This is a genomic window from Peribacillus asahii, from assembly GCF_004006295.1.
Taxonomy (GTDB): domain Bacteria; phylum Bacillota; class Bacilli; order Bacillales; family DSM-1321; genus Peribacillus; species Peribacillus asahii_A.
Genome location: NZ_CP026095.1, coordinates 3,310,542 through 3,333,555 on the forward strand (window position 1 = coordinate 3,310,542; position 23,014 = coordinate 3,333,555).

A 23,014-nucleotide genomic window follows, 5' to 3' on the forward strand; every position below is an offset into this window, starting at 1 on the left:
TTATAATCTCCTAAATGAGATTGGAACACAGTTTATACTTACTGTCTTAAGTATGATCAAACCGAAATCTTGTCTACAGCTATTGTTCAAGAAATACCGGTTTTGTTCGTTCGTGATTTATCGTGTAAGCAAGAGAGTACGCTGGGACAAAATCACTTGTTTTCACTAAAATTTCACGAATGTCATCCCCTTGCTTAACCTCTCCTTCATACTGTTGTAATGCCTCATATAAATCAGGAGTATAATCGACATAAATCTCTCCTTCTCCATCAACAATAAGAGAAAGTTCTTTTTGTGAAAAGGGACTTGTCACAGTAGGTGCTTCTTTCAACCCTAACTTTTCATAATCTAACGTAAAAACGTGGTTCGCTAACCGTTCTTTAAACGGAGGATAACCATTTGCTTGTCGATATGCATTTAAGCGTAAAGTTAAGTCTTGTATTTTTTGAGCGACACGAACATCTAATAATTTCACAGTCGGGTCGTTTTCTACATTCACTAATACATATTGAAAAAAGCCACCAGACTCATAAGCATTTTCAGGAAACTCTGCCATATACTTTGGCGAAAGCTTTGAAAAATCTATCACATATTTATGATAAATCGGTGTTGTCGCATCTTTCGTGTCAATCGGCAAAATGCCCTGTTCAGCTTCTTGAAATTGATCAACTGCACTTTGGACCATGTCAATCTGTGCTTTATAAGGAACTTGATTTTTTAGTTTTTCTGCTTGAGGATATAGACATCCTCCTAAAAGAAAGGAAATACTAATTACTGCTATCAATTGTACAAAAATTCTCATCCTCATCGCCTCGCAATCAACCAGTAGGTCCACTCACTACTACTACAAAAATAATAAAACCAGCTAAAAGCATACATGTATAAGCAATGACCGCTGCAAGTCCCTTCCAAATACCTTTTAATTTATAACGACTAACATAAATAAATAAAAGGGAAATAAACATAAAACCCATTCCAGCAAATGAAATCCACATTTTTTGCAATCCAGGCGTCATCCAAATACCACCCCTTTTCCCATTTTATTATACCATATACTGTAAAATAATTGGATAAATGAGTTATCTTCCTGTATGAAATAAACCAAAAATCAAAGTTTTATCCACCATCACTTAGCAAAAAAAACAGAAGATATTTAAAATATCTTCTGTCATTTGACTAAATGCCCCATACCGAGGTCAAATTACTAGTTTATTATCGTTGCATTGTATGCATATAAACAAAAAATGGTCTCCTCAAATGCCTATTTTCAGAAAATTCTTTTATTTATATACTAAAACAATGTATGACTATTGTTGTCTGCTGTCTAAAATATTAAATAATTCTTCCATCTCACTCGTTTTCATGCGTGTCATCAATTGATCAACAGCACCCTTTAGATCTTGTCCATTGAAAAGCACACCATAAAGAGCTTCTGTAATCGGCATATTTACTTCATATTTCTTCGCTAGCTGATAAGCAGCTTTAGTCGTCCGGACACCTTCAACAACCATTCCCATATTGTCGAGCACATCTTGAAGATTTTGACCTTTTCCTAGCATGTTCCCCGCTCTCCAGTTACGCGAGTGAACGCTTGTACATGTCACAATTAAATCACCGATACCCGTCAGTCCAGAAAATGTCAAAGGGTTCGCTCCCATTGCCGTTCCAAGCCTTGAAATTTCAGCAAGACCACGCGTAATCAAAGCAGCCTTGGCATTATCTCCATAACCAAGTCCATCTGTAATCCCGGCAGCTAATGCAATAATATTTTTTAACGCTCCGCCAATCTCGACTCCAATCAAGTCAGGATTTGTATAGACCCGAAAATGGTGGTTCATAAATAAATCTTGTACTTTCTCAGCTGCCTTCATATTTTTCGAAGAAACGGTAACCGTTGTCGGATGTCGTAAGCTGACTTCTTCTGCATGACTTGGTCCGGAAAGTACAACGACATCTTTCAGCCAGGTTGGCGAAGCATTTTCTTCAATCATTTCAGAAATACGCAATAACGTATCGGGCTCAATCCCTTTACTCACATGTACAACTGTAAGCGGCTGTTTCGCCAAAACAGCAATGTTCCCCAGCACTTCACGATACGCCTTTGTTGGAACAGCCAAAATAATGGTCTCTATTCCCTCTAATGCTTCCTCTAAAGAAAAATAGCCTTTTATCGCTTCGGAAAGTTGGATACCTGGTAAATATTTTTCATTTATATGGAACTGATTAATTTCATCAATCTGCTTCTGATTATGTCCCCATAACCTAACTTCATGCTGATTATCAGCCAAAACCATAGCTAAAGCTGTCCCCCAACTTCCAGCCCCAATCACCGCAATACTTTCTTTCACTTTCACCATTGTAAGCATCGCCCTTTCTATTTTCTTTGGCGTCCAAAAATTCGAATCGGTGTGCCTTCAAAATCAAAGGCCTCACGAATCCGATTTTCTAAAAATCTCTCATAAGAGAAATGCAATAGTTCGGGATCATTGACAAATACAACAAATGTCGGTGGTTTAATGGCCACTTGAGTCGTGTAATAAATTTTCAAACGACTGCCATTATGTGTCGGTGTTGGATTCATAGCCACCGCGTCCATAATTACTTCATTTAACACATTCGTTTGAACACGGAGAGCATGATTTTCACTTACTCGATCAATAATTGGCACTAATGTATGGGTTCTTTTTTTCGTTAATGCTGATAAATAAACAATCGGAGCATAATCCAAGAATAAGAAATGAGCACGAATATTTTCTTCAAACTCCTTCATCGTCTTCTCATCTTTTTCAATCGCATCCCATTTGTTCACAACAATAATGACAGCTCTTCCAGATTCATGCGCATAACCAGCGATTTTCTTATCTTGCTCACGGATCCCTTCCTCTGCATTTAATACAACAAGAACAACATCGGAGCGTTCAATCGCTCTTAATGCACGCAAAACGCTATATTTCTCCGTGCTTTCGTACACTTTCCCTTTTTTTCGCATCCCTGCTGTATCAATAATGACATATTCTTTCCCATTATATGTATAAGGAGAATCAATCGCATCCCGTGTCGTTCCTTCAATATCACTAACAATAACACGCTCTTCTCCTAACAAGGCATTTACAAGAGAAGATTTCCCAACATTTGGACGACCAATTAAACTGAATTTAATTACGTCTTCTCCGTATTCTTCTCCAGTATATTTCGGGAAATATTCCGCTACTTTATCAAGTAAATCCCCTAAACCTAAGCCGTGTGATCCAGAAATCGGATACGGATCGCCAAAACCTAATGAATAGAAATCCCAAATTTGCTCTCGCATCTCTGGATTATCGACTTTATTCACTGCCAGCACGACAGGTTTTTTTGATTTATATAAAATCTTCGCTACTTCTTCATCAGCAGCTGTAACACCTTCACGCCCATTCGTCATAAAAATAATTACATCAGCTTCATCAATAGCAATTTCAGCTTGCTGACGAATTTGTTCGAGGAAAGGCTCGTCGCCAATATCAATTCCTCCTGTATCAATAATGTTAAAATCATATGTCAGCCACTCACCTGAACTGTAGATTCGATCCCTTGTAACACCTGGAATATCTTCTACAATCGAGACGCGCTCGCCAACAATTCTATTGAAAATTGTTGATTTCCCTACATTTGGACGACCAACAATTGCAACAACCGGTTTCGGCATTGCTTTTCACCCTTTCTCATCTGTATCTCTGTATAAAGCGAAACTGTATTCATTAGGAAACGCCCATTAAGTGTTAGTTGAATCAATCAGACCTTTACAAGCAGTTGTTCCTCAATCCCTCTTCGTCTTAACTAGGGACTGACTGCTTATTAATGGACAATCAAACGATGAAATTCATATATGTCTTGCAAATAACTTCTTTACATAACATCCTTAACTTCCATGGACTATATCCAATGAAAAAACGACTCAAAACGAAGACAGCTTGCCAATTGACAAGCCTACAAGCAGAAGCTAAAGAATAACTATATTTAAGTTTGTTCTATATCATCTAATTTAAGCCTTTTATCCACTAACTATCCTATAGTATCAAATTTTTCAATAATCAACAATGATTGTCTATCTAAAAGGCGAAGATGAACGGTTTTTCGTACCTTATCCTTGCTTTTCTTTTAATAAAAATCTATTTTGAGAATGTGTATACAACCATGTAGTTATATACTCTAAGCATACCCAAGCTAATTGGATAACTAATACGAAAGCAACACCGTCATGCCAAGCAAAGGAAAGAGCAGCGTAAGGCAAGGACTGGTACTGCAGTAAACCCGCAAAAAGACAATCACCAAATAACATGCCTAATACTAGAACAGCGATACGTAATTCCCACTCTTTTATGACTAATAACACTAAGTAATTTAGGAAAATACCTTGTAAATATATCGGTTTTATAATGACCCAAATTGGATCAAGCAGAACAAATAAATGAAAACTTGCATAAGCTAACGCCATAATAAAGCAACTGATTATGATCTCGATGGTTTTCCACAAATAAAGCCTGCGTATCGCTATACATAGAACAATAAACATATACAATCCACTTAATTGAACAGTGAACGTGTATACGGTTAAATGATAGCGAGTTAACAAAAGGACGGCTAAAAGGTGAAATAATAAAGCAAATCGAAAAGGCACCGCTTTTGGAACAAAAAACATCACACATACCCAAACCATCCACATAATCCAATAAAAAAATAAACCATCCAACGGCGAGCACCTCCCTGCATACCATTATGGCTCGTTTTCCAATCGGATAAACCTTAAATCAAGCTAAATTCTATCCGTTATCTTTAAGGAATAAAAAAACAAGATTTAGTTATCTTACAAAGAGGAGGTGTTTTACGTGGGTAAAGATCGCCAAGAGAAAAAATTAAAACAAAGCCGCCGCGTTGAATCCGACCGTGATCAATCGCTGCACTATTCCGGTTCAACCAGGTTAGAAAGTCCAGAGGAATCTAGGAAAAGAAATGAACATTAATAGAATGTAGAGCTCCTTAGTCATTCCATCAATCGTTGAAAAGCTAGAAAGTGAAGTACTGATGCAAGTTTCACTTTATCGGGCTGAATCAAAGCAGCTTGAGGGGCTAGACAAAGTAAAGAAGCAAAGATTAAGCTCTTTGCTTCTTTATCACTTTGCATATATTGAGCAGTCAACTCCTCTTTGAGTTAACCAATGATACGTTTTCCCTGAAATCACTAATTTCACTTGTTGCAATTCTTCAATTGTAGCGGCTCCAAGAGCAGTCATCATATATGTTAGCTCTTCTTGTAGATTCATAATCTCTGTAATTAAGCCATAAACCCCTTGTTCTTTATACATTTTCAAAAAATAACCCGCTAATCCTACACTGTTTGCTCCGAGCGCCATACTTTTAACTATTTCTAATGAAGTTTGCACCCCTCCAGAAGCAATAACAAAGAGACCTTTTGATAAAGAGACAGCTTCTACAATCGATGCTGCAGTAGGAATTCCCCAATCATTAAAATAGTTTAGCATTTTCGTTCGTCGTTCATTCTCAATTTTAGCAAAATTTGTGCCTCCAAAACCTCCAACATCAACAATCGACACTCCAACTGAGGCAAGTTGTGCAATCGTTTCTTTACTCATTCCAAAGCCAACTTCTTTCACAATAACAGGGACATGAAGCCTTTTACTAATCTCTTCAATATTTGCAAGTGACTTGGAGAAATCTCGATCTCCTTCAGGCATCGTTAACTCTTGAATCACATTAAGGTGAAGTTGCAGAGCATCCGCTTCTAACATATCACAAGCTCGTAAAGCCTGTTCAACTGTCGCCTCAACCCCAACGTTTCCAATAATAATCCCCTTCGGATTTTCTTTTCTAACAATAGCATAAGATGCCAATTGACTAGCATCACGAATCGCAGACATTTGCGAGCCAACTGCCATAGCGATATTCGTTTCTTTTGCCACTATCGCTAAATCTCGATTAATATCTTCCGTTGTTTTCCCTCCGCCTCCAGTCATTGCATTGATAAAAATGGGCGAACTTAATTGAAGTTCGCCCATTTTCGTAGCAAGATTCACCTGCTCAAGTGCAATGCCTGGTAAACTTTGGTGAACAAACGAAATATCATCAAATCCTGTTAAGCCTAGTTGACCTGTTTGTAATGCGTACTGGATATGATCTAATTTTCGTTTAGCTCTTTCCAAGGCTATCACCATCTACTTATTTTAATTTCTTCAGTTGATCTCCAATCATCTCTCCTAGTTGAAATCCTTTTGATTCCTCAGGTAATTCATAATCGGAAATATGTTGCGTTTTCGGTGTTTCTAATTCTTTAATACTTAACGATAAACGTTGTTCTGCTTCATTCACATCAAGAACTTTCACTTGAACTGTTTGCCCTTCTTTTAATACTTCTTGAGGTGTAGCAATATGTTTAAAGGAGATTTGAGAGATATGAACAAGTCCTTCTACTCCAGGAAAAATTTCGACAAAAGCTCCGAATGAAACTAAACGCTTTACAACACCAGAATGAATAGAATCTTTCGGTGCTTTCTCAGCAACACCTTGCCATGGCCCTGGAAGCGTTTCTTTAATAGATAGGGAAATTCTTTCATTATCACGGTCTACTGAAAGAACTTTAACTTGTACTTTATCTCCTTCAGTAACAACATCTGTTGCCTTATCAACATGCTGATGCGAAAGCTGCGAAATATGAACTAAGCCGTCTACACCACCAATATCCACAAATGCACCAAAGTTTGTGATACGTTGAACTGTTCCTTCTAATACTTGCCCGCTATGAATCGTATCTAAGATTGTCAGCTTTTGCTTTGCCTTTTCTTCTTGAACAACAGCACGATGAGAAAGAATTAAACGATTTTTTTCTTTTTCCAGTTCAACAATTTTAAATGTTAATGTTTTGTTTTTATAATCCGTGAAATCTTCAACGAAATAATCTTCTACAAGCGATGCAGGAACAAACCCTCTAACGCCTAAATCAACAACAAGGCCGCCCTTCACAACATCTTTTACTTCGGCTTCAAACACTTCGCCGCTTTCAAATTTCTTTTCAAGATCATCCCAGGCCTTTAGCGCATCGACTTTTCTTTTTGAAAGAATAAGAGCTTCTTCTTCTACTTTAGTCACTTCAAGTTCAAGCTTATCTCCTACGGAAACAGCGTCAGACGCCTTTTCAATATGAAGACTAGAAAGCTCACTAATCGGAATAATCCCTTGCGTTTGACCATCTTCAACATTAACAAGCACTTGTTTCTCTTCGACTTTTGTAACAATCGCTTTTACTTGATCCCCTACTTGGTACTTAACTTGATTCATCTCTTCTGTCATTACTAACTCCTCCTTAACCCATGACTGCTCAGCAGATTTTCTATTATTTATTGGTTATATTGTTCTTTCATTGTTTCTAAAAAAAGTAAACAACTATATACAATCTTTATAATCTATTAACTAAGGAAAAAATATCCTTTTTTATAAATTCCAACAAAACCAGAAAATTGTCAAGTAAGAAGAATTATTTGTGTGCAGAAATTAATTTTCTGATTTCATCCATAATTATTTCTGTCGCTTCTTCTGCAGATAGTTTTTGTTCACGGTATTGACTAAAATCAACTGGCTTTCCATAAACAACCTTTAACTTTCGAAACGGCTTATATGGCCCAATAATAGCACAAGGTACAACGACAGCATTCGTACGCAAAGCAAAGAATCCAGCTCCTGCAAGCCCTTTCCCCAGCTCTCCTGTTTTACTTCTCGTCCCCTCAGGAAACAATCCTAGCACTTCTCCATCTTTTAAAATCTTTAAACCCATTTTAAGCGCACCTTTATCGCTCAACCCCCTTTTGACAGGGAAAGCATTGATATTCGGTAAAAGCTGCTTTAAAATCGGTGCATGAAACAATTCTTCCTTTGCCATAAAATGAATATCTCTTGGAGAAGTAATCCCCACAACCGGCGGATCCAAATTGTCAATGTGATTCGCACAAATGAGTACGCCGCCATCCTTTGGAAAGCTTTCTCTTCCAACCGTTTGAATTCGAAATATAGGTGTTAAAATAATTTTTACAACGTTTCTCGCAAATCTATACAAATTCACGCTCATCGTGTCCTTTCTTGAACTAAAGACATGATTCGATCCACTACTTGTTGAATGCTGAGCGAAGTTGTATCAATTTCAATGGCATCTTCTGCTTTTCTTAATGGTGATACTTCACGTTCGGAATCTAATTTGTCTCGCATAGCAATTTCTTTTTTTAATTGTTCAATATCTGACTGAAACCCTTTTTTAATATTTTCTTGATGTCGACGCTCAGCACGCTCTTCTACGGAAGCTATCATAAAAATTTTGACTTCTGCGTTCGGCAAGACATGTGTACCAATATCTCGACCATCCATTACAACGCCGCCACTTTCTGCAAACAACTGCTGTCTGCGGACCATTTCTTCACGAATAAGTCGATGCTTCGCTACTTCTGAAACAGAATTTGTTACGTCATGCGTTCGAATGTCTGATGTGACATTTTGGCCATCAACAAAAACGAGTTGTCCATGTTCGCTTGGCTGCAATTCGATTTCCGTTTCCATTAATAGCGTAAACAAATCCTCTTCGTTCATAATCGATACCGCTTGTTGTAATGCTTTGTACGTTAGAGCTCGATACATCGCACCTGTATCTACATATATGTAATGACACGCTTCTGCAACAATTTTTGCAATTGTACTTTTTCCAGCAGCTGCTGGTCCATCAATTGCAATTGATATTTTCTTGTTCATTAATGCCTCCTGTAATCCTGACAATCCTGACAATCCTGCTGATTCATTTATTACCTTTTCATTTTATCACAAAAAGCGGAAAAATCATTAATAAAAGCCGCTGCATTCTTAATTAAAACACATGATTTATCCTCGCAAACGAACTATTATAACCACGAGAACCTATCATAGTATTTGTTTGTATGCGACTTAAGCAGCTGTTGTCTGCTCAGCAAAATCACGAAAAAAATTAATATATTTCCATTTATCCGCCTTGGTATATGACACCGTTGATTTTGAATTCATTGCATATAAACCCCCCGAGCATTTCATGAATCAGGCTTAATACGATTTCAAAATCACGTGATTAACATTAGTGTTTCACATAGCCCATTTACTACTCTGAAACACCTTCAAATGTTTCAATAATTTTTGTGTAATTATTACTATTTACCCCTTCATATTGAGAGAGCTTAGTTAATGGAATCATATTATCTTCTAAGCTTAGCAATACTTGAACTAAGCCTAAAAATAGAGCTTGAATAATAATTAACTTTACAATAATTCTTTCCACTGCTTTCATCGGAAACATCTCCTTCACTGGTTTACTACCAGTATGGAAAGAACTGCTATGTTTCATTCACCGTTTAACCAATAGAAAAGGAGAGGTACTTCAGCACCTCTCCTTTTCTTCATTTACAACATATTTTCATATACAGGCTCTGAATTTTTCAATTTTTCTACCTTTTCTTCTTGACCATCCTTTGCATTAATGAAAATACGATATGTGTCATTATCAATGACTCCAAGAAATTCATAGCAAAGCACTTCTTCACCAATATCATTAATAATAATTGCTTTTCTTTGCTCCATAATCTTAACTTGTGAATTAATGTGCTCTTTTGCTTTATCCGCAGAAATTTTAGCATCATCAATACTTCGTAACTTATGAGCTTGCAAATACTCATCAGCTGAAAAACCAATAATAGAACCATCGTCCAAAGCAACCTTCACTTTTACCGAATCCGGATACACTCGCACCCCATCCACAGATGCAACAAAAGTAAATAAACCAATTTGATCGTACTGTGAACTCTCAAATAAATCGAGTGAATCAAACTGATGATTCTTTAAAAAATTGCTCGCTTTTGTATAAGCTTGATTTAAATCTAGTTTCGCTTGTTTGACCGCTCGATTGTTTAAATACCAGATTGGATAACCACCTTTTTTCGTGATATCCATATTGACTTCAACATCTGTCGCTTTCTCTAACAAGCTGACACTATAAAAGCCATAGTCCGACCCTTTTCCGTTTTCTTCAACCCTTACTTCTAAATCTCCTTCAAAATTCGCATACTTTTTTGCAATTGCAATAGCTTCTTTTTTGGAGATTCTTTTCCCTTCTACATGCTGATAGATATCATCTTTTTCGTTTGTTGATAAAAAGGTTGGATTTTGGGCATTTGTCTCCGTATAGCCTGACACTTTCTTCTCAACCGTCTTAAATCCATCGATAATCGTATTGTCTACCGTTTCGTCATTTGAGGCTAGAGCTAGTTCCACATCCATCCAACGAAGATTATTTTTGATTACGGCATATTGAACCTTTCTTAGCTCATCTTGTATCTCACTTGACTGACTATAAAGTGATTTAAGGTTTTTATATTCTTGGTCGGTTAACGGTTCTTTCTCTAAATCTCTGACGGCCGTCCGATAACTAAAATTACCGATATCATATAAGAACTCTTCTGTTTTATTAAACGGCATCAATGCAAGTGGGAGTTGGCCGACGTCGTTTTGAGCTTCCGACGTGATTCTCCATACGTCTATTAAGGCTGGACTTAATGATTTACGAGAATTCATCGCAAGTGTTGTACCAATTTTATCATGCAATAAATCCATTTGATAATTCAAATCATGAAACGCACGTTGATAATTGTTTTCAGCATGAACAAGCACGGCATTTTTTTCTTTATGCTCTTGATACCCCCAAAACCCTGTTCCAACAACAGCAACTGCTAATAAACCAATCAATATATTCCTAATCAATCTATCTCACCTCTTTACTTACAGAAAATATGTTTGCCGATTTTTTTAATTTGAGGCCTTGACCAAATCCATCCGCTTGTTGCCGTGTCAGGATTAAAGTAATACTCGGCATTTCCAGTTGGATCCCACCCATTAATAGCATCAACGACTGCTTCCTTCGCCGTTTCATTCGGTGTTAACCAAATTTGACCGTCTGCTACAGCAGTAAAAGCTCCAGGTTCAAAAATAACTCCCGAAACCGTATTCGGAAACGAAGGGCTTTGCACTCGATTTAAAATGACAGCAGCAACCGCAACCTGACCAACATACGGCTCACCGCGTGATTCACCATATACCGCATTTGCCATCAATTGAATATCATTTTGCGAAAATCCTTCCGGTAAACTAGCAGACGTTGTTGCAGTTTGTGCTGGTGCATTTTGCGAGCCTGCAGTACCCTTATTCGCGTTTGAAGTCCCATTTGAGGGAGGCGTTGTTGTTTTCTGCTTTACCTGCTTGTCAATATCCACTCCACCATAATAAGTAAATTCATTTCCTTTATTGATTTGGCCATGAACAAATTCCCGATTAAAATTAGATGCCTTTGTTAACTTGTTTTTCGTTGTAGTACCAGCTAAACCATCTACCGGTAAACCGAAGTCCTGTTGGAAATTTCTAAGTGCCCAATACGTTCCCCAGCCATATACCCCATCAATCTTTCCATGATAATATCCAATGTTTTGCAGCCTTGCTTGAAGCTCAATTACGTCATCACCTATTGAACCACGCTGGATTACTTGACTTGAAAAGGCTTGTATCCTTGCATCAGGAATCCACACACAACTCATCATGATACATACAAAGACTATGAGCCATTTCCATTTTGACGAAATTCCTTTCATCAAAAACACTCCTCTTTTCATAAATTAACGTAACCCTATTTTCTGCTGTGGCGACATTTTTATTCCAAGTCAATAAAAAACGGAGTGGGCAAATAATGCCAACACTCCGAAATTCATCCCAAACTTAACGGGCAGTAAGCCCCTCACTGCTGGAAGTTTCACTTTATTTTCTATTAATATCTAGAAGCCATTTTAGTTGCATGAAAATCTGATAAAATTCGTGCTCGTTTCACCTTCTTCAAACCAAACCACCATAAGTAAATCATAAACGGCATCATCCAGTACACCCACATTTTCTGGGTAATCAAAATATAATCATATACACCGTGAAGAAGAAACGGCACAACTAAAGCAGCCAATACATAATAGCGGTTTTTTACGACTGCAAATTTGGCTTTTCCTAAATAATACCCCATAATCACACCGAATAGAGCATGACTCGATACAGGCAGCATCGCCCTTACGAAAGCATGCTCCACACCATTGGCTAATAGATACAAAATATTTTCCATCGTCGCAAACCCTAATGAAACAGCTGCTCCATAAACAATACCATCATATGGTTCATCGAAAGCAACATGTTGATAGATTGCGAACATTAAAATAAACCATTTAAAAAACTCTTCTAAAAGGGATGCCCAGAAAAAAGCTGTACCAAAATCCGTCTTAAAAACACCTTCTGTTTCCAACACATATTGTAAAAACATAATTGGAAATACAAGAAAGACACCATATAAAAACGTCTTTAATACAACTGAAATAGGCTCCGTATCATACTGATCTTTTAAATAAAAATAACTAAGCAGAGCCAAGCCAGGGGCAATGGCAGCTGACAATATGATCAGCATTTACTGACCTCTCTTCTTTTTGGTTTGGCTATATTACAGGCAACCTGAAATATAAACATTATTGTATACTATTCGTTTATTTTCAAAGTAACCTTTAAAATAGCTCCTTATCCTTTAATTCGATACCACTAGATAACGCAACAGCAAGTTTAATTCTCGCTTTCTTGCTATCATAATCCGCCCCAAGAATGACACCTCTTTGCTGTAAATCATAAGCGCTTCCTTCATAATCATAAGCAGGATACACCTGACCCTCTTCGGTACTTGTCGTTATAACAACCATAACACCTTGATTAAGAGCCTTTTGAATAGCTTCTACCATGCTTGGAGTGACTTGTCCTCTTCCAGCACCTTCTAATACAATCCCTTGTGCACCCTGGGCTACTGCCGCTTCAATAAAGATTCCATCCGCTCCAGTATAACATTTTATAATGTCCACTCTCGGAATAGCTTCTTTTATTTGAAAATAGTCTCGATGTACCGGTTTTTGATATACACTAACGGTATCATTATCAATAATACCTAAATATCCATATCCAAACGTTGCAAATCCTTGTAAATTAGAGGCATGCACCTTCTTTACATACTTAGCCGAGTAAATTCGTTCATTAAAAACAACAGCAACTCCGATGTTTTGTAATGAATGACTAGCCGCTGCTAGAATAGAATTCCTTAAATTAGAAGATACATCTGTACCTGCTTGTTGCAAGGAACGCTGTGAGCCTGTTACGATAATCGGCCGATCATCTGCAAGTGTAATATCTAAGAAATACGCTGTTTCTTCTAATGAATCCGTGCCATGCGTCACAACAATACCTGTCACAGTTGGATCTTTTAATTCTTCTTCTATTGCTCGTTTCAACTGTGCCATTGTAGTAAAGTCCATAAACATGCTTGGAATTTGCAAAAGGTCTACAATCTTCACATCAATTTCTTTTGGTAATTGACAAAATGAAGCGAGTTCCTCTCCGCTTAGAGCACCAGAGGCAAGCATCCCATTCTTCGTTTCTTGGCTAGCAATTGTACCGCCTGTTGTAATTAAAGAGATTTTTTGTTTCATTTCTTACATCCTCCAATATCATCATAACACACCATGAATCATTATAGTTGTCCTCACTTACTATCATTCATATGCTGATTTATAAGATGCGCTGCAATCAAAGCCCCATGAAAGCGGCCATTTTCAATAAAAATTTCATTAGCATTATTACCGGCTGCAATAACACCTGCAATATAAATACCACTTACATTTGTCTCCATCGTCTCAGGGTGATGGAGCGGACGTCCTGTGTCTTGATCAATTTCAACACCCATTTTTTGCAAGAAATGATGATCAGGATGATATCCCGTCATAGCAAACACAAAATCATTGCGCATCGTTTTGACTTCATCCTTCACTCGATAAATAATTTGTTCCTTTTGTATTTCCATTAGCTCAGCATGAAACTCCATTTTAATCATACCATGGCGTACTAACGCTTCAAACTCTGGCAAAATCCAAGGTTTAATACTTGGAGAATAAGTTGCTCCCCGGTATAGCACGGTCACTCGAGCCCCTGCTTTCACAAGTTCAAGCGCCGCATCAATGCTCGAATTTTTACCTCCAATAACCGCTACATCACAATCAAAGTATTCATGACCTTCTTTAAAATAATGAAACACTTTCGGAAGATCTTCACCGGGAATATTCATATAATTTGGATTATCATAATAACCAGTTGCCACAACAACGAAGGATGCTTCGTATTCCGCTTTCGAAGTCACTACATGAAAAGTACCGTTTGCAAGTTTTTGAACTTGTTGCACTCGTTCAAATGCGTTTACTCGAAGTTGTTTACGTTTCACGACTTCGCGATAATAAGATAATGCTTGATTTCGTACTGGCTTCCGATTTTCTGTAATAAATGCCACGTCACCAATTTCTAATTTCTCACTCGAACTGAAAAATGTTTGATGTGTTGGATAACGATAAATGGATTCTACTACATTTCCTTTTTCGATAATTAAAGCGCTTCTCCCCACATCTTTTAAAGCAATAGCCGCAGCAAGCCCACAAGGACCTCCGCCAATAATGATTACATCTTCCTTCTGCACGTTTACTCGCTCCTCTGCACTACATCCGTTCTACCTAAAACATATGTACATCCATTTACAATCAGGTTCTATATTAACACGGTCTCTATATAACCACCTTATCTCATATGACACTCGTTCTATGAATAGTATATGAATCCTGAATGATTCCACACCGTCTTAACACTAAAACGTTCCATACATTAACTTGCCATATATTTTAAGTGCATAAAAAAACTTCTATCAAGTTAATGATAGAAGTTTTTTCTCTTCTTTTCAATGTTAAATCCAGCCGCGGAAGCGAGATGCTTCTGCCATTTTTCTCACACCAATCATATACGCAGCTAAACGCATATCTACGTGACGAGATTGTGCTAAATTATAAATATTATCGAACGACTTCACAAGAATTTTTTCAAGCTTTTCATCGACTTCCTCTTCGCTCCAGTAGTAACCTTGATTATTTTGAACCCACTCAAAATAAGAAACAGTTACGCCACCAGCGGAAGCTAGTACATCCGGTACAAGAAGGATGTTACGATTGGTTAAAATTTGTGTAGCTTCAATCGTTGTCGGACCATTTGCTGCCTCTACAACAATTTTCGCTTTAATATTGTTTGCATTTTCTTCTGTGATTTGATTTTCAATCGCTGCTGGTACTAAAATATCACAATCCAATTCAAGCAGTTCTTGATTTGTAATTGTATTTTTAAACAGCTTTGTTACCGTTCCAAAGCTATCTCTACGATCTAATAAGTAATCGATATCCAAACCTTCCGGGTCGTACAAAGCACCGTAAGCATCTGAAATTCCAACTACTTTTGCCCCCGCATCATGCATGAATTTCGCTAAAAAACTGCCCGCGTTTCCAAAGCCTTGAATAACAACACGAGCCCCTTTGATATCGATATTACGTTTTTTAGCCGCCTCGTTAATACAAATGGTCACACCTTTGGCTGTCGCCGATTCACGCCCGTGAGAACCACCAAGTACAAGCGGCTTCCCTGTAATAAAGCCCGGAGAATTAAACTCATCCATTCGACTATATTCATCCATCATCCATGCCATAATTTGCGAATTTGTAAACACATCTGGAGCTGGAATATCCTTTGTAGGACCAACGATTTGGCTAATCGCCCGCACATATCCTCGACTCAATTTTTCTAACTCACGGAATGACATATTGCGCGGATCACACACAATTCCGCCTTTCCCGCCTCCGTAAGGAAGATCCACAATGCCACATTTCAAGCTCATCCAAATCGACAGCGCTTTTACTTCACGCTCTGTTACGTTTGGGTGAAAACGAATTCCACCTTTTGTTGGTCCAACAGCATCATTGTGTTGCGCACGATAACCTGTAAACACTTTTACAGAACCATCATCCATACGCACAGGTATTTTCACCGTTAATAAACGCAATGGTTCTTTTAATAACTCATACACCTCTTCAGGATATCCGAGCTTTTCTAAAGCTTTATGTATAATGGTTTGAGTTGATCTTAACACGTCATTTTTTTCTTCATCATGTTGAGGGTCATTCCCTTTTGTAGACACCATTTATGTACCTCCTACTTTATCATATAATACGGCACTCATGTGATAGTATACACCTTCCATATATTTATGCAAAGGTTAAAAAACAGAATCAAAATGTTTCATAATTTAAAAAAAATAACGAAAACTTTCCAACTAAAATTCCTTCTAACCGCAAAAGACTCACAGATGGGTAACTCTATTCTACAATCACTAAAAGAGTGATAAAATAAAACGTCACTCAGTGAGGATTTCCCCTTATTTCCTGCACTGAGTGTTCATCCCGTTCTACAAGTCGCGGCTCACTAATCCTTCGTTTGTTTTTTCGATTCTGAAGCCGAGGACTTAACTCGCCGTTACTTTGTGATGAAATTGTAATCTTATACTATATAGTAATTAGATTACACAAATTTATGCAAGGGAACTCTTTTTTCTATAAGTGAAAATAAGAAGTGAGCACTTCAATCGCTTCTTTTTCCAGAATACACGCTCCATATTCCCCTATTCGATATAGTGTCAATGTAGACGCATATCCGTACTCTGCAGCCAATGAAATCACTTTATGATAGATTTCCTCTGACACATTTTCGATTAGTAAATAATAACGTTCATTATAAACATATAGCGTACTCAAGAATACACCTTGATTTAGCAGTTGATGACTTAACTGGATAACGTCTTCAAACTCATCAAAAGCATATAAAATATGGGGAGACTCATCGAACTTCACTTGTAGGTTGACAAAGTCTTCTTCCTCTGCAAAGTCTTCTTCCTCCTCTTTTGTTACAATAATAATTAATCCTTGTGCAGGCAGTGAAAATATTTCAATAGCAATCGATCCGCTCATTATAAAATTTAAACTTTCACATGCTTCTTCTACCATAGCTTGAAAAAGCTTATGCACCTTAAGGGAATTTCCTACAATTTCTTCTTTTGTTATGCCCCGATCCATTAAATCATCGAGAGTTAAAAAGATTTTAATTTTATTATTTGTAAGCCTCTCCGACTTCATAAAAAATGCCCCCTGGTTACCATCTTCATACATCATATGAAGATCGATAATCAAGGTGCATAAACAGCGTTCTATAACAAAACCTTATCAAAAACGATTCTTCATGCCTGAATCGTTAAAACATTGCTCTAAAATTGTACTTCCTTCTTTTCACCGATGCTCGTATGATGTCCCCTTTTTAACGTAAACAAATGAGTTTCAGGCTTTGCCGTAAGTCGCATCGGAATAGTGCTTGTCCCATACCCATTGCTCGTTACATATACACAGTTATTAAACATTTCCGTATCGCCTAGCTTATAAGGTCCATATCCAAGGAAACGAACTTGCCCCCCATGCGTATGACCAGAAAGAACAAGACTAATCCTATGTTCCTCCTGCACCTGAGCTTTCACTTTCGGATTATGGCTCACTAAAATTCGAAAGGCGTCTTTGACATTGCATGCATCTGCTAACGCCATATCTAAACGATCTCGTTCCACCGTTATATCCTCAATGCCGAGCAACGTCATTTTCTCTCCTTGTTTTGCTTCCAAATGTACAGCCGTATTCGCCAAAATTGTAACTCCGTATTGTAATAGTCGCGCATCCAGTTCATGAACATCGACTTCATAATCATTATTTCCCCATACAAAATAAAGAGGGGCCCCTATATTTTTTAATTTTGCTAAGTTTTGTTCAACATGAGCAAAAGGTACAGTACGCTCTGTTAAGTCTCCTCCAATAATCACAAGATCCACCTGCTGTTGCACTTTAGCAATAATTTGATCTGAAATAATTCGTTTATGTACATCTGAAATAAAAAAAATCCGTACATCTCCAAAATGTTTAGGCAAGTTAGAGAAATATAAATCTTGATATACAATCCGCTCTAACTGAGCTGTTCGGTACATATAAAACGAAAGCACTGTTAGCGCAATTATAAGCACAATCAAAACAATGATGATAAACACCACAATATACTGCATGTTTTACCCTTCTTTCTTCTACAAAAACTGCCTGTATCTATCTAACCATATTTGTAAGCAGAATGCGAAATGTTCAGACTTATTTATTCTCATGATAAAGATTAATATCATAATTTTTCTTCATCATTTCAAATACCTTATGACGATTTTTCCATTCAGATTCTTTTTCCCATAACATTTTACTTTTATTAATAATTTCACAACGTAATAGTTGATATTCCTTCTCTGCTTTCTCCATTTTATTTTTTACCATCGTTAAATATCCGAATATCCCCATTGTAACTAGGAGAAAGAAAACGTGATTAGATTGATTAACAAAAGCTGAGAACATGTCGAAAAAAGAATAAGAGTAAGGTACCATTACATAGACATACAAATATAAGATAAAAACAACGGTGACACTAATCGTGATCCATAAAATCATTTGATGTTTTTGTTGTAATGCTTCAAACTTCTTCTTTCGCTCAACTACATGTTGCAGCATTTGTTTCGTCGCTTGATCTGTATGTTCATCTAACATAATAATAGCTGACTCCATTCATAAGCGCCTCCTTGTTCAATAAAGTGAAACTTCCATCAGTGGGGGTTTTCCTTCATCCCCCACTGATGGTTAGCCACGTTCTACGATCACTAAGATTTTCGCTTCGCTTCAATCAAGTGACCGTACGAACCTGATTGGTGAAACTTACCAATCGGACCTTTACGGGCAGTTGTCCCCCACCTATCTTCTTTGACTCCTCATAAGCTTGAGGTGGGGGTCTTACTGCCCGTTAAGTGTGGGATGAATTTAGAACGGCATAAAAAACACTCACCCCATTATATGTACAAGTACGACATCCTATGATACCAACGCAAAAAACATCCTGAAATAACTTTCAGAATGTTTACTGCTTATTTCTTTATTGGAATTTTTAATTTCTGTCCAACCCATATATTATTTCCGTTTAAGTTGTTCCATGTTTGAATTAACGGAATCCCTTCTTTCGATTTATAATAGGTCATTGAAATACTGAATACCGTTTCCTGCGGTTGAACTGTATGATACACAACGTTATAGGATTCTTCTTTTTTCGGCTGTTCTTCTTTAGCACTTGTTAACTTTTCTTTTGCTCCCTGCTCTTTCTCTTTTACAGTTGTTGATTTTTCTTCTTCTTTTTCTGTGTCTGTTCTCGCTTGTTTGTCATTCTCTTTTTTTACCGAAGCCTGTTTCTCTTCTTCATCATTACTTTTGTTCGCTTGTTTTTTCGATTCTTGCGTTTTCTCCTCTTGATCCTCTTTTGTTTCAGCCGTTGCCATCGTCGGAATATTTTGTTTTAGCTCATCATCATCCACCTGTTCCACAACCTCGGTAGTACTTGTTGGTTCCTTCGGTTCATTTTGAGCCGCCTTTTGGTCCGAGTTTTGAAAATAATAGTATGCAGTAAGAAATCCAATTGGAAGTAAAATAAAGAATAAAGCTAATAGCTGAATAACAGGGATTTTAACTTTCATTTTACTTCTTTTCTTTTTCTTCTGGTGTACCGATTTTCGAGTCGGAAGAGGTGTCAATCTCTGAGCAGGTTCAGTATGTATATCTAGTTCCTTTGGTTTTCTTTCTGCACTCATGTAAGGCACCCCTTTCTATTCTTTTTTCTAATAATTAAGCCGAGAAGCATATCAATAACAAAATGAGCCATAATAACTATCCACAAATTCCTGGTCTCCTCATATAACCAACCGAGACCAAAGCTCAGCATCATAACATTCACAAATAGATACCAATTAAATAAATATCGATAATGGACAACAGCAAAAATGATACTTGTCCAAACTAGCCCAATATGTGTTTGTAAAACTCCGCGAAACAGCACTTCTTCACAAAAGGCGATTAGAAACGTGACCACAATAATCATTGGGGAGGAGAGACTAGAAAAGATTCTTTCATTAATCCCCCCATCATCATGAAAGCGAGCTGGTGTGACTTTCATCATAAACAAATCATACAGGACGACGAGAATTCCTATAGGTAGACCAATGGTTATAATACGAATATCACCGAGATGAAACAAGTCGAAAAAAGCAGAATAATCTCTAAATAAAATAATACCTAAAAAAAACGAAATCGTTAAGAGAATAATTTGCGTCAAAAGCAAATTATAAAGTAATTCCTTATCAGAAAGTTGGTTAATAAGTTCAGCTTGTTTATTTTTCATTCCTCTGTTCCTTTAATGGATAAAATAGAAGCTAACTCCCTTTTCCAATAAAAAGAGTTCGCTTGTTGTCGTTCAACAATAGGAGGCCATCGTTCCATGACTTGCTCAATCGCCATGCCGCAGCAATCGCAACAAACTGGATTGTCAACAGCCTGATTCTCTTCGAAGTACTGCACAATCCCTAGGCGTCGACAAGTTGAGTCTCTAACCCATTGCAATAACTGCTCCAGCTTCTGCGCATGCCTGCTTTTTCGCGTATAACAATACTGTTTAAACAACTCAATCGGCTTCGCTACATCCTGCTTTGTTGCCAAAAACTGAGCAATCATTCGAAACTGAACTTCATTTAAAGAAAATTGATGACACAGTTGCTCCTGCATAGGCTTTAATATGTCCATCATGCCCTCGCCACTCTTCAAAAGCTCTGCATGTACACCTTCTATTTGAGAATCTGTTGGAAGCTGTTGCTCCATCAAATGTAATGGCAGTCCCTCATCTCCATCACTATATAATAAAACAGCAGCACTTTGTTCTCCATCACGACCTGCCCTTCCAATTTCTTGTACATACGATTCCATTGTCGCCGGCAAATGAAAATGGATGACAAACCGTATATCTGGTTTATTAACTCCCATTCCAAAAGCACTTGTTGCACAAATTATCTGCAATTGACCCGTAATAAATTGTTGCTGTATGAGCATTCTTTGATCTGCTTCCATTCCTCCGTGATAATAAGCAATTCGATTGACTCCTTGATTGTGCAAATATTCACTTACGGACTCCGCTGCCTTCTTAGAAGAAAAATAAATAATGCCACTGCCTGAAAACTGTTGAACAAGCTGTACCAACCGTTCTAACTTCTCCTCATAACGAGACAGCTTCTCCACAAACAGTGCAATATTATGTCGATTAACAGTCGAAACGATTTGTTTCATATCCTTTATCTCAAGCTTTTCAATAATATCCTTTCGAACTTCTTCTGTTGCTGTAGCTGTCAAAGCGAGCGTTAATGGTTCCCCCAGCTTTTGTCGAGCTTCTCCTAAGTTTAAATAATCCGGTCTAAAATCATAGCCCCATTGCGAAATACAATGTGCCTCATCAATAACAAATAACCCGATTTCAATTTGTTGAATCGCCCCGATTACATAATCTAACGCCAGCATTTCAGGTGATATAAAAATAAATCGAAACGAAGATAATTGACTAAGTGCCTCCTTCTTTTGCTGAAGGGTTAAAAAAGAGTTAAATGTTAATACCCTTTTCTCGCCTCTCACTTTGAGCTGTTCCGCTTGATCTTGCATTAAAGATAATAATGGCGAGACAATTAATGTCGGTTTCTTTAAGGCATAAGTAGGCAATTGATAGCATAAAGATTTACCTGTACCCGTTGGCAGCATGGCCAATAGATGTTGTCCTGCTAATAAGGAAGAAATCACTTCCTTCTGCCCTGGCCGAAATTCAGTAAATCCAAAGTAGTGTTCCAGTATTTCTTCCAAAGAATTCACAATTCGTCACCCGCTTTCGCTAATACAAGCCGAATTTGAAAAAAGCTAATAGCTTCATCTGCTAACGATTGCCTAATAGCCTTTAGCTGTTTTGTTTGAAGCTTCTTCATTACCTGCAGTATTTTCTCTTCCACAGCACTCGTCACATATTCATGAATCGGAAATTGTTTATCCACTAATACAATTTCAACGAGATGGTCTTCAATTGTATTAACCTTCAAGCGACGAATGTTCGCAATTTCAGTTAGCGTTCGACCTGCTTGAATAAACTGTAGCGTCGTTTGTGTAGACTGCGTTAAACGGGACTGCTGTAAATCTCCTATAAGAGAAGATAAAAGGCGATATTGCGTAAATGTTTTCTCTATTTCATAAAACATCCAGTGCAGGGATTCTAGAAATACATAACGCACATACCACTCATCAAGCTGCATCGTTTTTGAAATTTGGTCAAAAGTCTGTCCTACCCGATTTATACCTGTTAATTTTCTAACAAAAATCGTTTGATGCCTATCACTTTGTCTCTCCAATAAATCGGTTAACTCTTCATACAAATGCTGAGCCATCAACTCTCGATTTTGACGATTCTTTTGTAAAAATTGTTTTACGGATTGTTGAATTTTAGTATGCCGTTGAATCGGATAAAACTTGGTTTCATTGTGAACAATATGGGAGAGCGTTTGAATTAACAAATTCAATCTGCCCCAAAAAACAGGAGCCACATTTTGATACTTCCATCCATTTAATCGAGTTGGGATTGGTTCACATTGAGCAAGCTCTTCCTCTCCACTTTGTGTAATAATAAAAACATCTGATTTTTCCTTAGCTGTAATCCAACCATGTTCAACAAGATTTTGGATGGTATCAACCAGCTGTTTTCGAGTAAAGTGAGGAATTGTTCCAAAAACATTAGTCAAACGAAATAAATGAGCATCTTGAATAGTTTGTGAAGATTTTTTTCCTTGCAACATATGATAAATGGCATAAATGGATCGCTCACCTTGAAATTTTTTGATTGTATGGAGGATGATAACTTGCAAATAATTTGCCAAATGTACACTCACACCCTTTGTTTTCCCTAATGATGCTTTCATTGTAACAAAGATGGAGATAAAGTGTATTTCTAATCCTCCAAATAAGACAAATTTTGTTCTTTTTTAGCAAATAAAAAGTACATGATATTTCATTTGTTG

25 protein-coding genes are annotated in these 23,014 nt (G+C 37.3%); 1 reads left to right on the forward strand and 24 read right to left on the reverse strand.

Going from position 1 to position 23,014, the window contains the following annotated elements; all coding sequences use genetic code 11:
• Positions 1-79: 79 nt before the first annotated feature.
• The 5 genes from BAOM_RS16310 to BAOM_RS16330 all read right to left on the reverse strand — a co-directional run bounded on the left by BAOM_RS16310 (position 80) and on the right by BAOM_RS16330 (position 4,729).
• A complete protein-coding gene (locus BAOM_RS16310; RefSeq protein WP_127761184.1) occupies positions 80-802 on the reverse strand; it encodes a hypothetical protein in 723 nt (240 codons plus the stop codon).
• Between the two features lie 16 nt (positions 803-818).
• Positions 819-1,016 (reverse strand): DUF2768 domain-containing protein, encoded by a 198-nt coding sequence (locus BAOM_RS16315; RefSeq protein WP_119115356.1) that lies wholly within the window; start codon positions 1,014-1,016, stop codon positions 819-821.
• A gap of 291 nt (positions 1,017-1,307) precedes the next feature.
• Positions 1,308-2,357: an NAD(P)H-dependent glycerol-3-phosphate dehydrogenase gene (locus BAOM_RS16320; RefSeq protein WP_127761185.1), complete on the reverse strand. Its 1,050-nt coding sequence runs from the start codon at positions 2,355-2,357 to the stop codon at positions 1,308-1,310.
• A 17-nt stretch (positions 2,358-2,374) separates the two neighbouring features.
• Entirely contained in the window at positions 2,375-3,685 is a 1,311-nt protein-coding gene (der, locus tag BAOM_RS16325) for a ribosome biogenesis GTPase Der (protein WP_127761186.1), read from the reverse strand.
• A gap of 435 nt (positions 3,686-4,120) precedes the next feature.
• Entirely contained in the window at positions 4,121-4,729 is a 609-nt protein-coding gene (locus BAOM_RS16330; RefSeq protein ID WP_127761187.1) for a YphA family membrane protein, read from the reverse strand.
• A 136-nt stretch (positions 4,730-4,865) separates the two neighbouring features.
• Between BAOM_RS16330 and BAOM_RS16335 the strand changes: the two genes are divergently transcribed.
• Complete coding sequence (locus BAOM_RS16335) at positions 4,866-5,000, forward strand: YpzI family protein (protein ID WP_119115360.1); 135 nt, start codon at positions 4,866-4,868, stop codon at positions 4,998-5,000.
• A 20-nt stretch (positions 5,001-5,020) separates the two neighbouring features.
• On the opposite strand, the gene BAOM_RS24590 is transcribed toward BAOM_RS16335, so the two are convergent.
• From BAOM_RS24590 to BAOM_RS16425, 19 genes are all read right to left on the reverse strand, one after another.
• Positions 5,021-5,161, reverse strand: coding sequence for a hypothetical protein (locus BAOM_RS24590; protein ID WP_164853266.1), 141 nt, complete (start codon positions 5,159-5,161; stop codon positions 5,021-5,023).
• Positions 5,151-6,197, reverse strand: coding sequence for a type 2 isopentenyl-diphosphate Delta-isomerase (gene fni / locus BAOM_RS16340; RefSeq protein ID WP_127761188.1), 1,047 nt, complete (start codon positions 6,195-6,197; stop codon positions 5,151-5,153). Before fni ends, BAOM_RS24590 begins: the two co-directional genes overlap by 11 nt.
• A gap of 16 nt (positions 6,198-6,213) precedes the next feature.
• Positions 6,214-7,341: a 30S ribosomal protein S1 gene (rpsA, locus tag BAOM_RS16345; protein ID WP_127761189.1), complete on the reverse strand. Its 1,128-nt coding sequence runs from the start codon at positions 7,339-7,341 to the stop codon at positions 6,214-6,216.
• 184 nt (positions 7,342-7,525) lie between these two features.
• The gene (locus BAOM_RS16350; RefSeq protein WP_127761190.1) at positions 7,526-8,107 is read right to left on the reverse strand and encodes a lysophospholipid acyltransferase family protein; all 582 of its coding nucleotides are present in this window, start codon (positions 8,105-8,107) and stop codon (positions 7,526-7,528) included.
• Positions 8,108-8,109: 2 nt separating this feature from the next.
• A complete protein-coding gene (gene cmk, locus BAOM_RS16355) occupies positions 8,110-8,784 on the reverse strand; it encodes a (d)CMP kinase (protein WP_127761191.1) in 675 nt (224 codons plus the stop codon).
• A 376-nt stretch (positions 8,785-9,160) separates the two neighbouring features.
• Positions 9,161-9,346 (reverse strand): YpfB family protein, encoded by a 186-nt coding sequence (locus BAOM_RS16360; protein ID WP_127761192.1) that lies wholly within the window; start codon positions 9,344-9,346, stop codon positions 9,161-9,163.
• Positions 9,347-9,459: 113 nt separating this feature from the next.
• Positions 9,460-10,812: a germination protein YpeB gene (gene ypeB, locus BAOM_RS16365; protein WP_127761193.1), complete on the reverse strand. Its 1,353-nt coding sequence runs from the start codon at positions 10,810-10,812 to the stop codon at positions 9,460-9,462.
• A gap of 14 nt (positions 10,813-10,826) precedes the next feature.
• Complete coding sequence (gene sleB / locus BAOM_RS16370) at positions 10,827-11,642, reverse strand: spore cortex-lytic enzyme (RefSeq protein WP_252283557.1); 816 nt, start codon at positions 11,640-11,642, stop codon at positions 10,827-10,829.
• Between the two features lie 224 nt (positions 11,643-11,866).
• A complete protein-coding gene (prsW, locus tag BAOM_RS16375; protein WP_127761195.1) occupies positions 11,867-12,541 on the reverse strand; it encodes a glutamic-type intramembrane protease PrsW in 675 nt (224 codons plus the stop codon).
• A gap of 94 nt (positions 12,542-12,635) precedes the next feature.
• The gene (locus tag BAOM_RS16380) at positions 12,636-13,601 is read right to left on the reverse strand and encodes an asparaginase (protein ID WP_127761196.1); all 966 of its coding nucleotides are present in this window, start codon (positions 13,599-13,601) and stop codon (positions 12,636-12,638) included.
• Between the two features lie 53 nt (positions 13,602-13,654).
• Complete coding sequence (locus tag BAOM_RS16385; protein WP_127761197.1) at positions 13,655-14,635, reverse strand: YpdA family putative bacillithiol disulfide reductase; 981 nt, start codon at positions 14,633-14,635, stop codon at positions 13,655-13,657.
• Between the two features lie 261 nt (positions 14,636-14,896).
• Positions 14,897-16,174, reverse strand: coding sequence for a Glu/Leu/Phe/Val family dehydrogenase (locus BAOM_RS16390; protein ID WP_127761198.1), 1,278 nt, complete (start codon positions 16,172-16,174; stop codon positions 14,897-14,899).
• Between the two features lie 409 nt (positions 16,175-16,583).
• Positions 16,584-17,162, reverse strand: a complete 579-nt coding sequence (locus tag BAOM_RS16395; RefSeq protein WP_127761199.1) for a genetic competence negative regulator — start codon at positions 17,160-17,162, stop codon at positions 16,584-16,586.
• 128 nt (positions 17,163-17,290) lie between these two features.
• Positions 17,291-18,127, reverse strand: coding sequence for a metallophosphoesterase (locus BAOM_RS16400; protein ID WP_127761200.1), 837 nt, complete (start codon positions 18,125-18,127; stop codon positions 17,291-17,293).
• A gap of 79 nt (positions 18,128-18,206) precedes the next feature.
• Positions 18,207-18,665, reverse strand: a complete 459-nt coding sequence (locus BAOM_RS16405; RefSeq protein ID WP_127761201.1) for a YpbF family protein — start codon at positions 18,663-18,665, stop codon at positions 18,207-18,209.
• 353 nt (positions 18,666-19,018) lie between these two features.
• Entirely contained in the window at positions 19,019-19,732 is a 714-nt protein-coding gene (locus BAOM_RS16410; RefSeq protein WP_127761202.1) for a LysM peptidoglycan-binding domain-containing protein, read from the reverse strand.
• Complete coding sequence (locus BAOM_RS16415; protein ID WP_127761203.1) at positions 19,729-20,319, reverse strand: CPBP family intramembrane glutamic endopeptidase; 591 nt, start codon at positions 20,317-20,319, stop codon at positions 19,729-19,731. Before BAOM_RS16415 ends, BAOM_RS16410 begins: the two co-directional genes overlap by 4 nt.
• Positions 20,316-21,824, reverse strand: a complete 1,509-nt coding sequence (locus tag BAOM_RS16420; RefSeq protein WP_257467390.1) for a RecQ family ATP-dependent DNA helicase — start codon at positions 21,822-21,824, stop codon at positions 20,316-20,318. Before BAOM_RS16420 ends, BAOM_RS16415 begins: the two co-directional genes overlap by 4 nt.
• Positions 21,821-22,873 carry a YpbB family protein gene (locus BAOM_RS16425; RefSeq protein WP_164853267.1) on the reverse strand — a complete coding sequence of 351 codons (1,053 nt, stop codon included), beginning with the start codon at positions 22,871-22,873 and terminating at the stop codon, positions 21,821-21,823. Before BAOM_RS16425 ends, BAOM_RS16420 begins: the two co-directional genes overlap by 4 nt.
• Between the last annotated feature and the right edge of the window lie 141 nt (positions 22,874-23,014).

What these genes read in the sequence shown, in the direction of transcription:
- BAOM_RS16310 (WP_127761184.1), bottom strand. Translation starts at nt 802, where the DNA reads ATGAGAATTTTTGTACAATTGATAGCAGTAATTAGTATTTCCTTTCTT.
- BAOM_RS16315 (WP_119115356.1), bottom strand. Translation starts at nt 1,016, where the DNA reads ATGACGCCTGGATTGCAAAAAATGTGGATTTCATTTGCTGGAATGGGT.
- BAOM_RS16320 (WP_127761185.1), bottom strand. Translation starts at nt 2,357, where the DNA reads ATGGTGAAAGTGAAAGAAAGTATTGCGGTGATTGGGGCTGGAAGTTGG.
- der (WP_127761186.1), bottom strand. Translation starts at nt 3,685, where the DNA reads ATGCCGAAACCGGTTGTTGCAATTGTTGGTCGTCCAAATGTAGGGAAA.
- BAOM_RS24590 (WP_164853266.1), bottom strand. Translation starts at nt 5,161, where the DNA reads ATGCAAAGTGATAAAGAAGCAAAGAGCTTAATCTTTGCTTCTTTACTT.
- rpsA (WP_127761189.1), bottom strand. Translation starts at nt 7,341, where the DNA reads ATGACAGAAGAGATGAATCAAGTTAAGTACCAAGTAGGGGATCAAGTA.
- cmk (WP_127761191.1), bottom strand. Translation starts at nt 8,784, where the DNA reads ATGAACAAGAAAATATCAATTGCAATTGATGGACCAGCAGCTGCTGGA.
- BAOM_RS16360 (WP_127761192.1), bottom strand. Translation starts at nt 9,346, where the DNA reads ATGAAAGCAGTGGAAAGAATTATTGTAAAGTTAATTATTATTCAAGCT.
- sleB (WP_252283557.1), bottom strand. Translation starts at nt 11,642, where the DNA reads ATGATGAGTTGTGTGTGGATTCCTGATGCAAGGATACAAGCCTTTTCA.
- prsW (WP_127761195.1), bottom strand. Translation starts at nt 12,541, where the DNA reads ATGCTGATCATATTGTCAGCTGCCATTGCCCCTGGCTTGGCTCTGCTT.
- BAOM_RS16380 (WP_127761196.1), bottom strand. Translation starts at nt 13,601, where the DNA reads ATGAAACAAAAAATCTCTTTAATTACAACAGGCGGTACAATTGCTAGC.
- BAOM_RS16390 (WP_127761198.1), bottom strand. Translation starts at nt 16,174, where the DNA reads ATGGTGTCTACAAAAGGGAATGACCCTCAACATGATGAAGAAAAAAAT.
- BAOM_RS16395 (WP_127761199.1), bottom strand. Translation starts at nt 17,162, where the DNA reads ATGAAGTCGGAGAGGCTTACAAATAATAAAATTAAAATCTTTTTAACT.
- BAOM_RS16400 (WP_127761200.1), bottom strand. Translation starts at nt 18,127, where the DNA reads ATGCAGTATATTGTGGTGTTTATCATCATTGTTTTGATTGTGCTTATA.
- BAOM_RS16405 (WP_127761201.1), bottom strand. Translation starts at nt 18,665, where the DNA reads ATGGAGTCAGCTATTATTATGTTAGATGAACATACAGATCAAGCGACG.
- BAOM_RS16410 (WP_127761202.1), bottom strand. Translation starts at nt 19,732, where the DNA reads ATGAGTGCAGAAAGAAAACCAAAGGAACTAGATATACATACTGAACCT.
- BAOM_RS16415 (WP_127761203.1), bottom strand. Translation starts at nt 20,319, where the DNA reads ATGAAAAATAAACAAGCTGAACTTATTAACCAACTTTCTGATAAGGAA.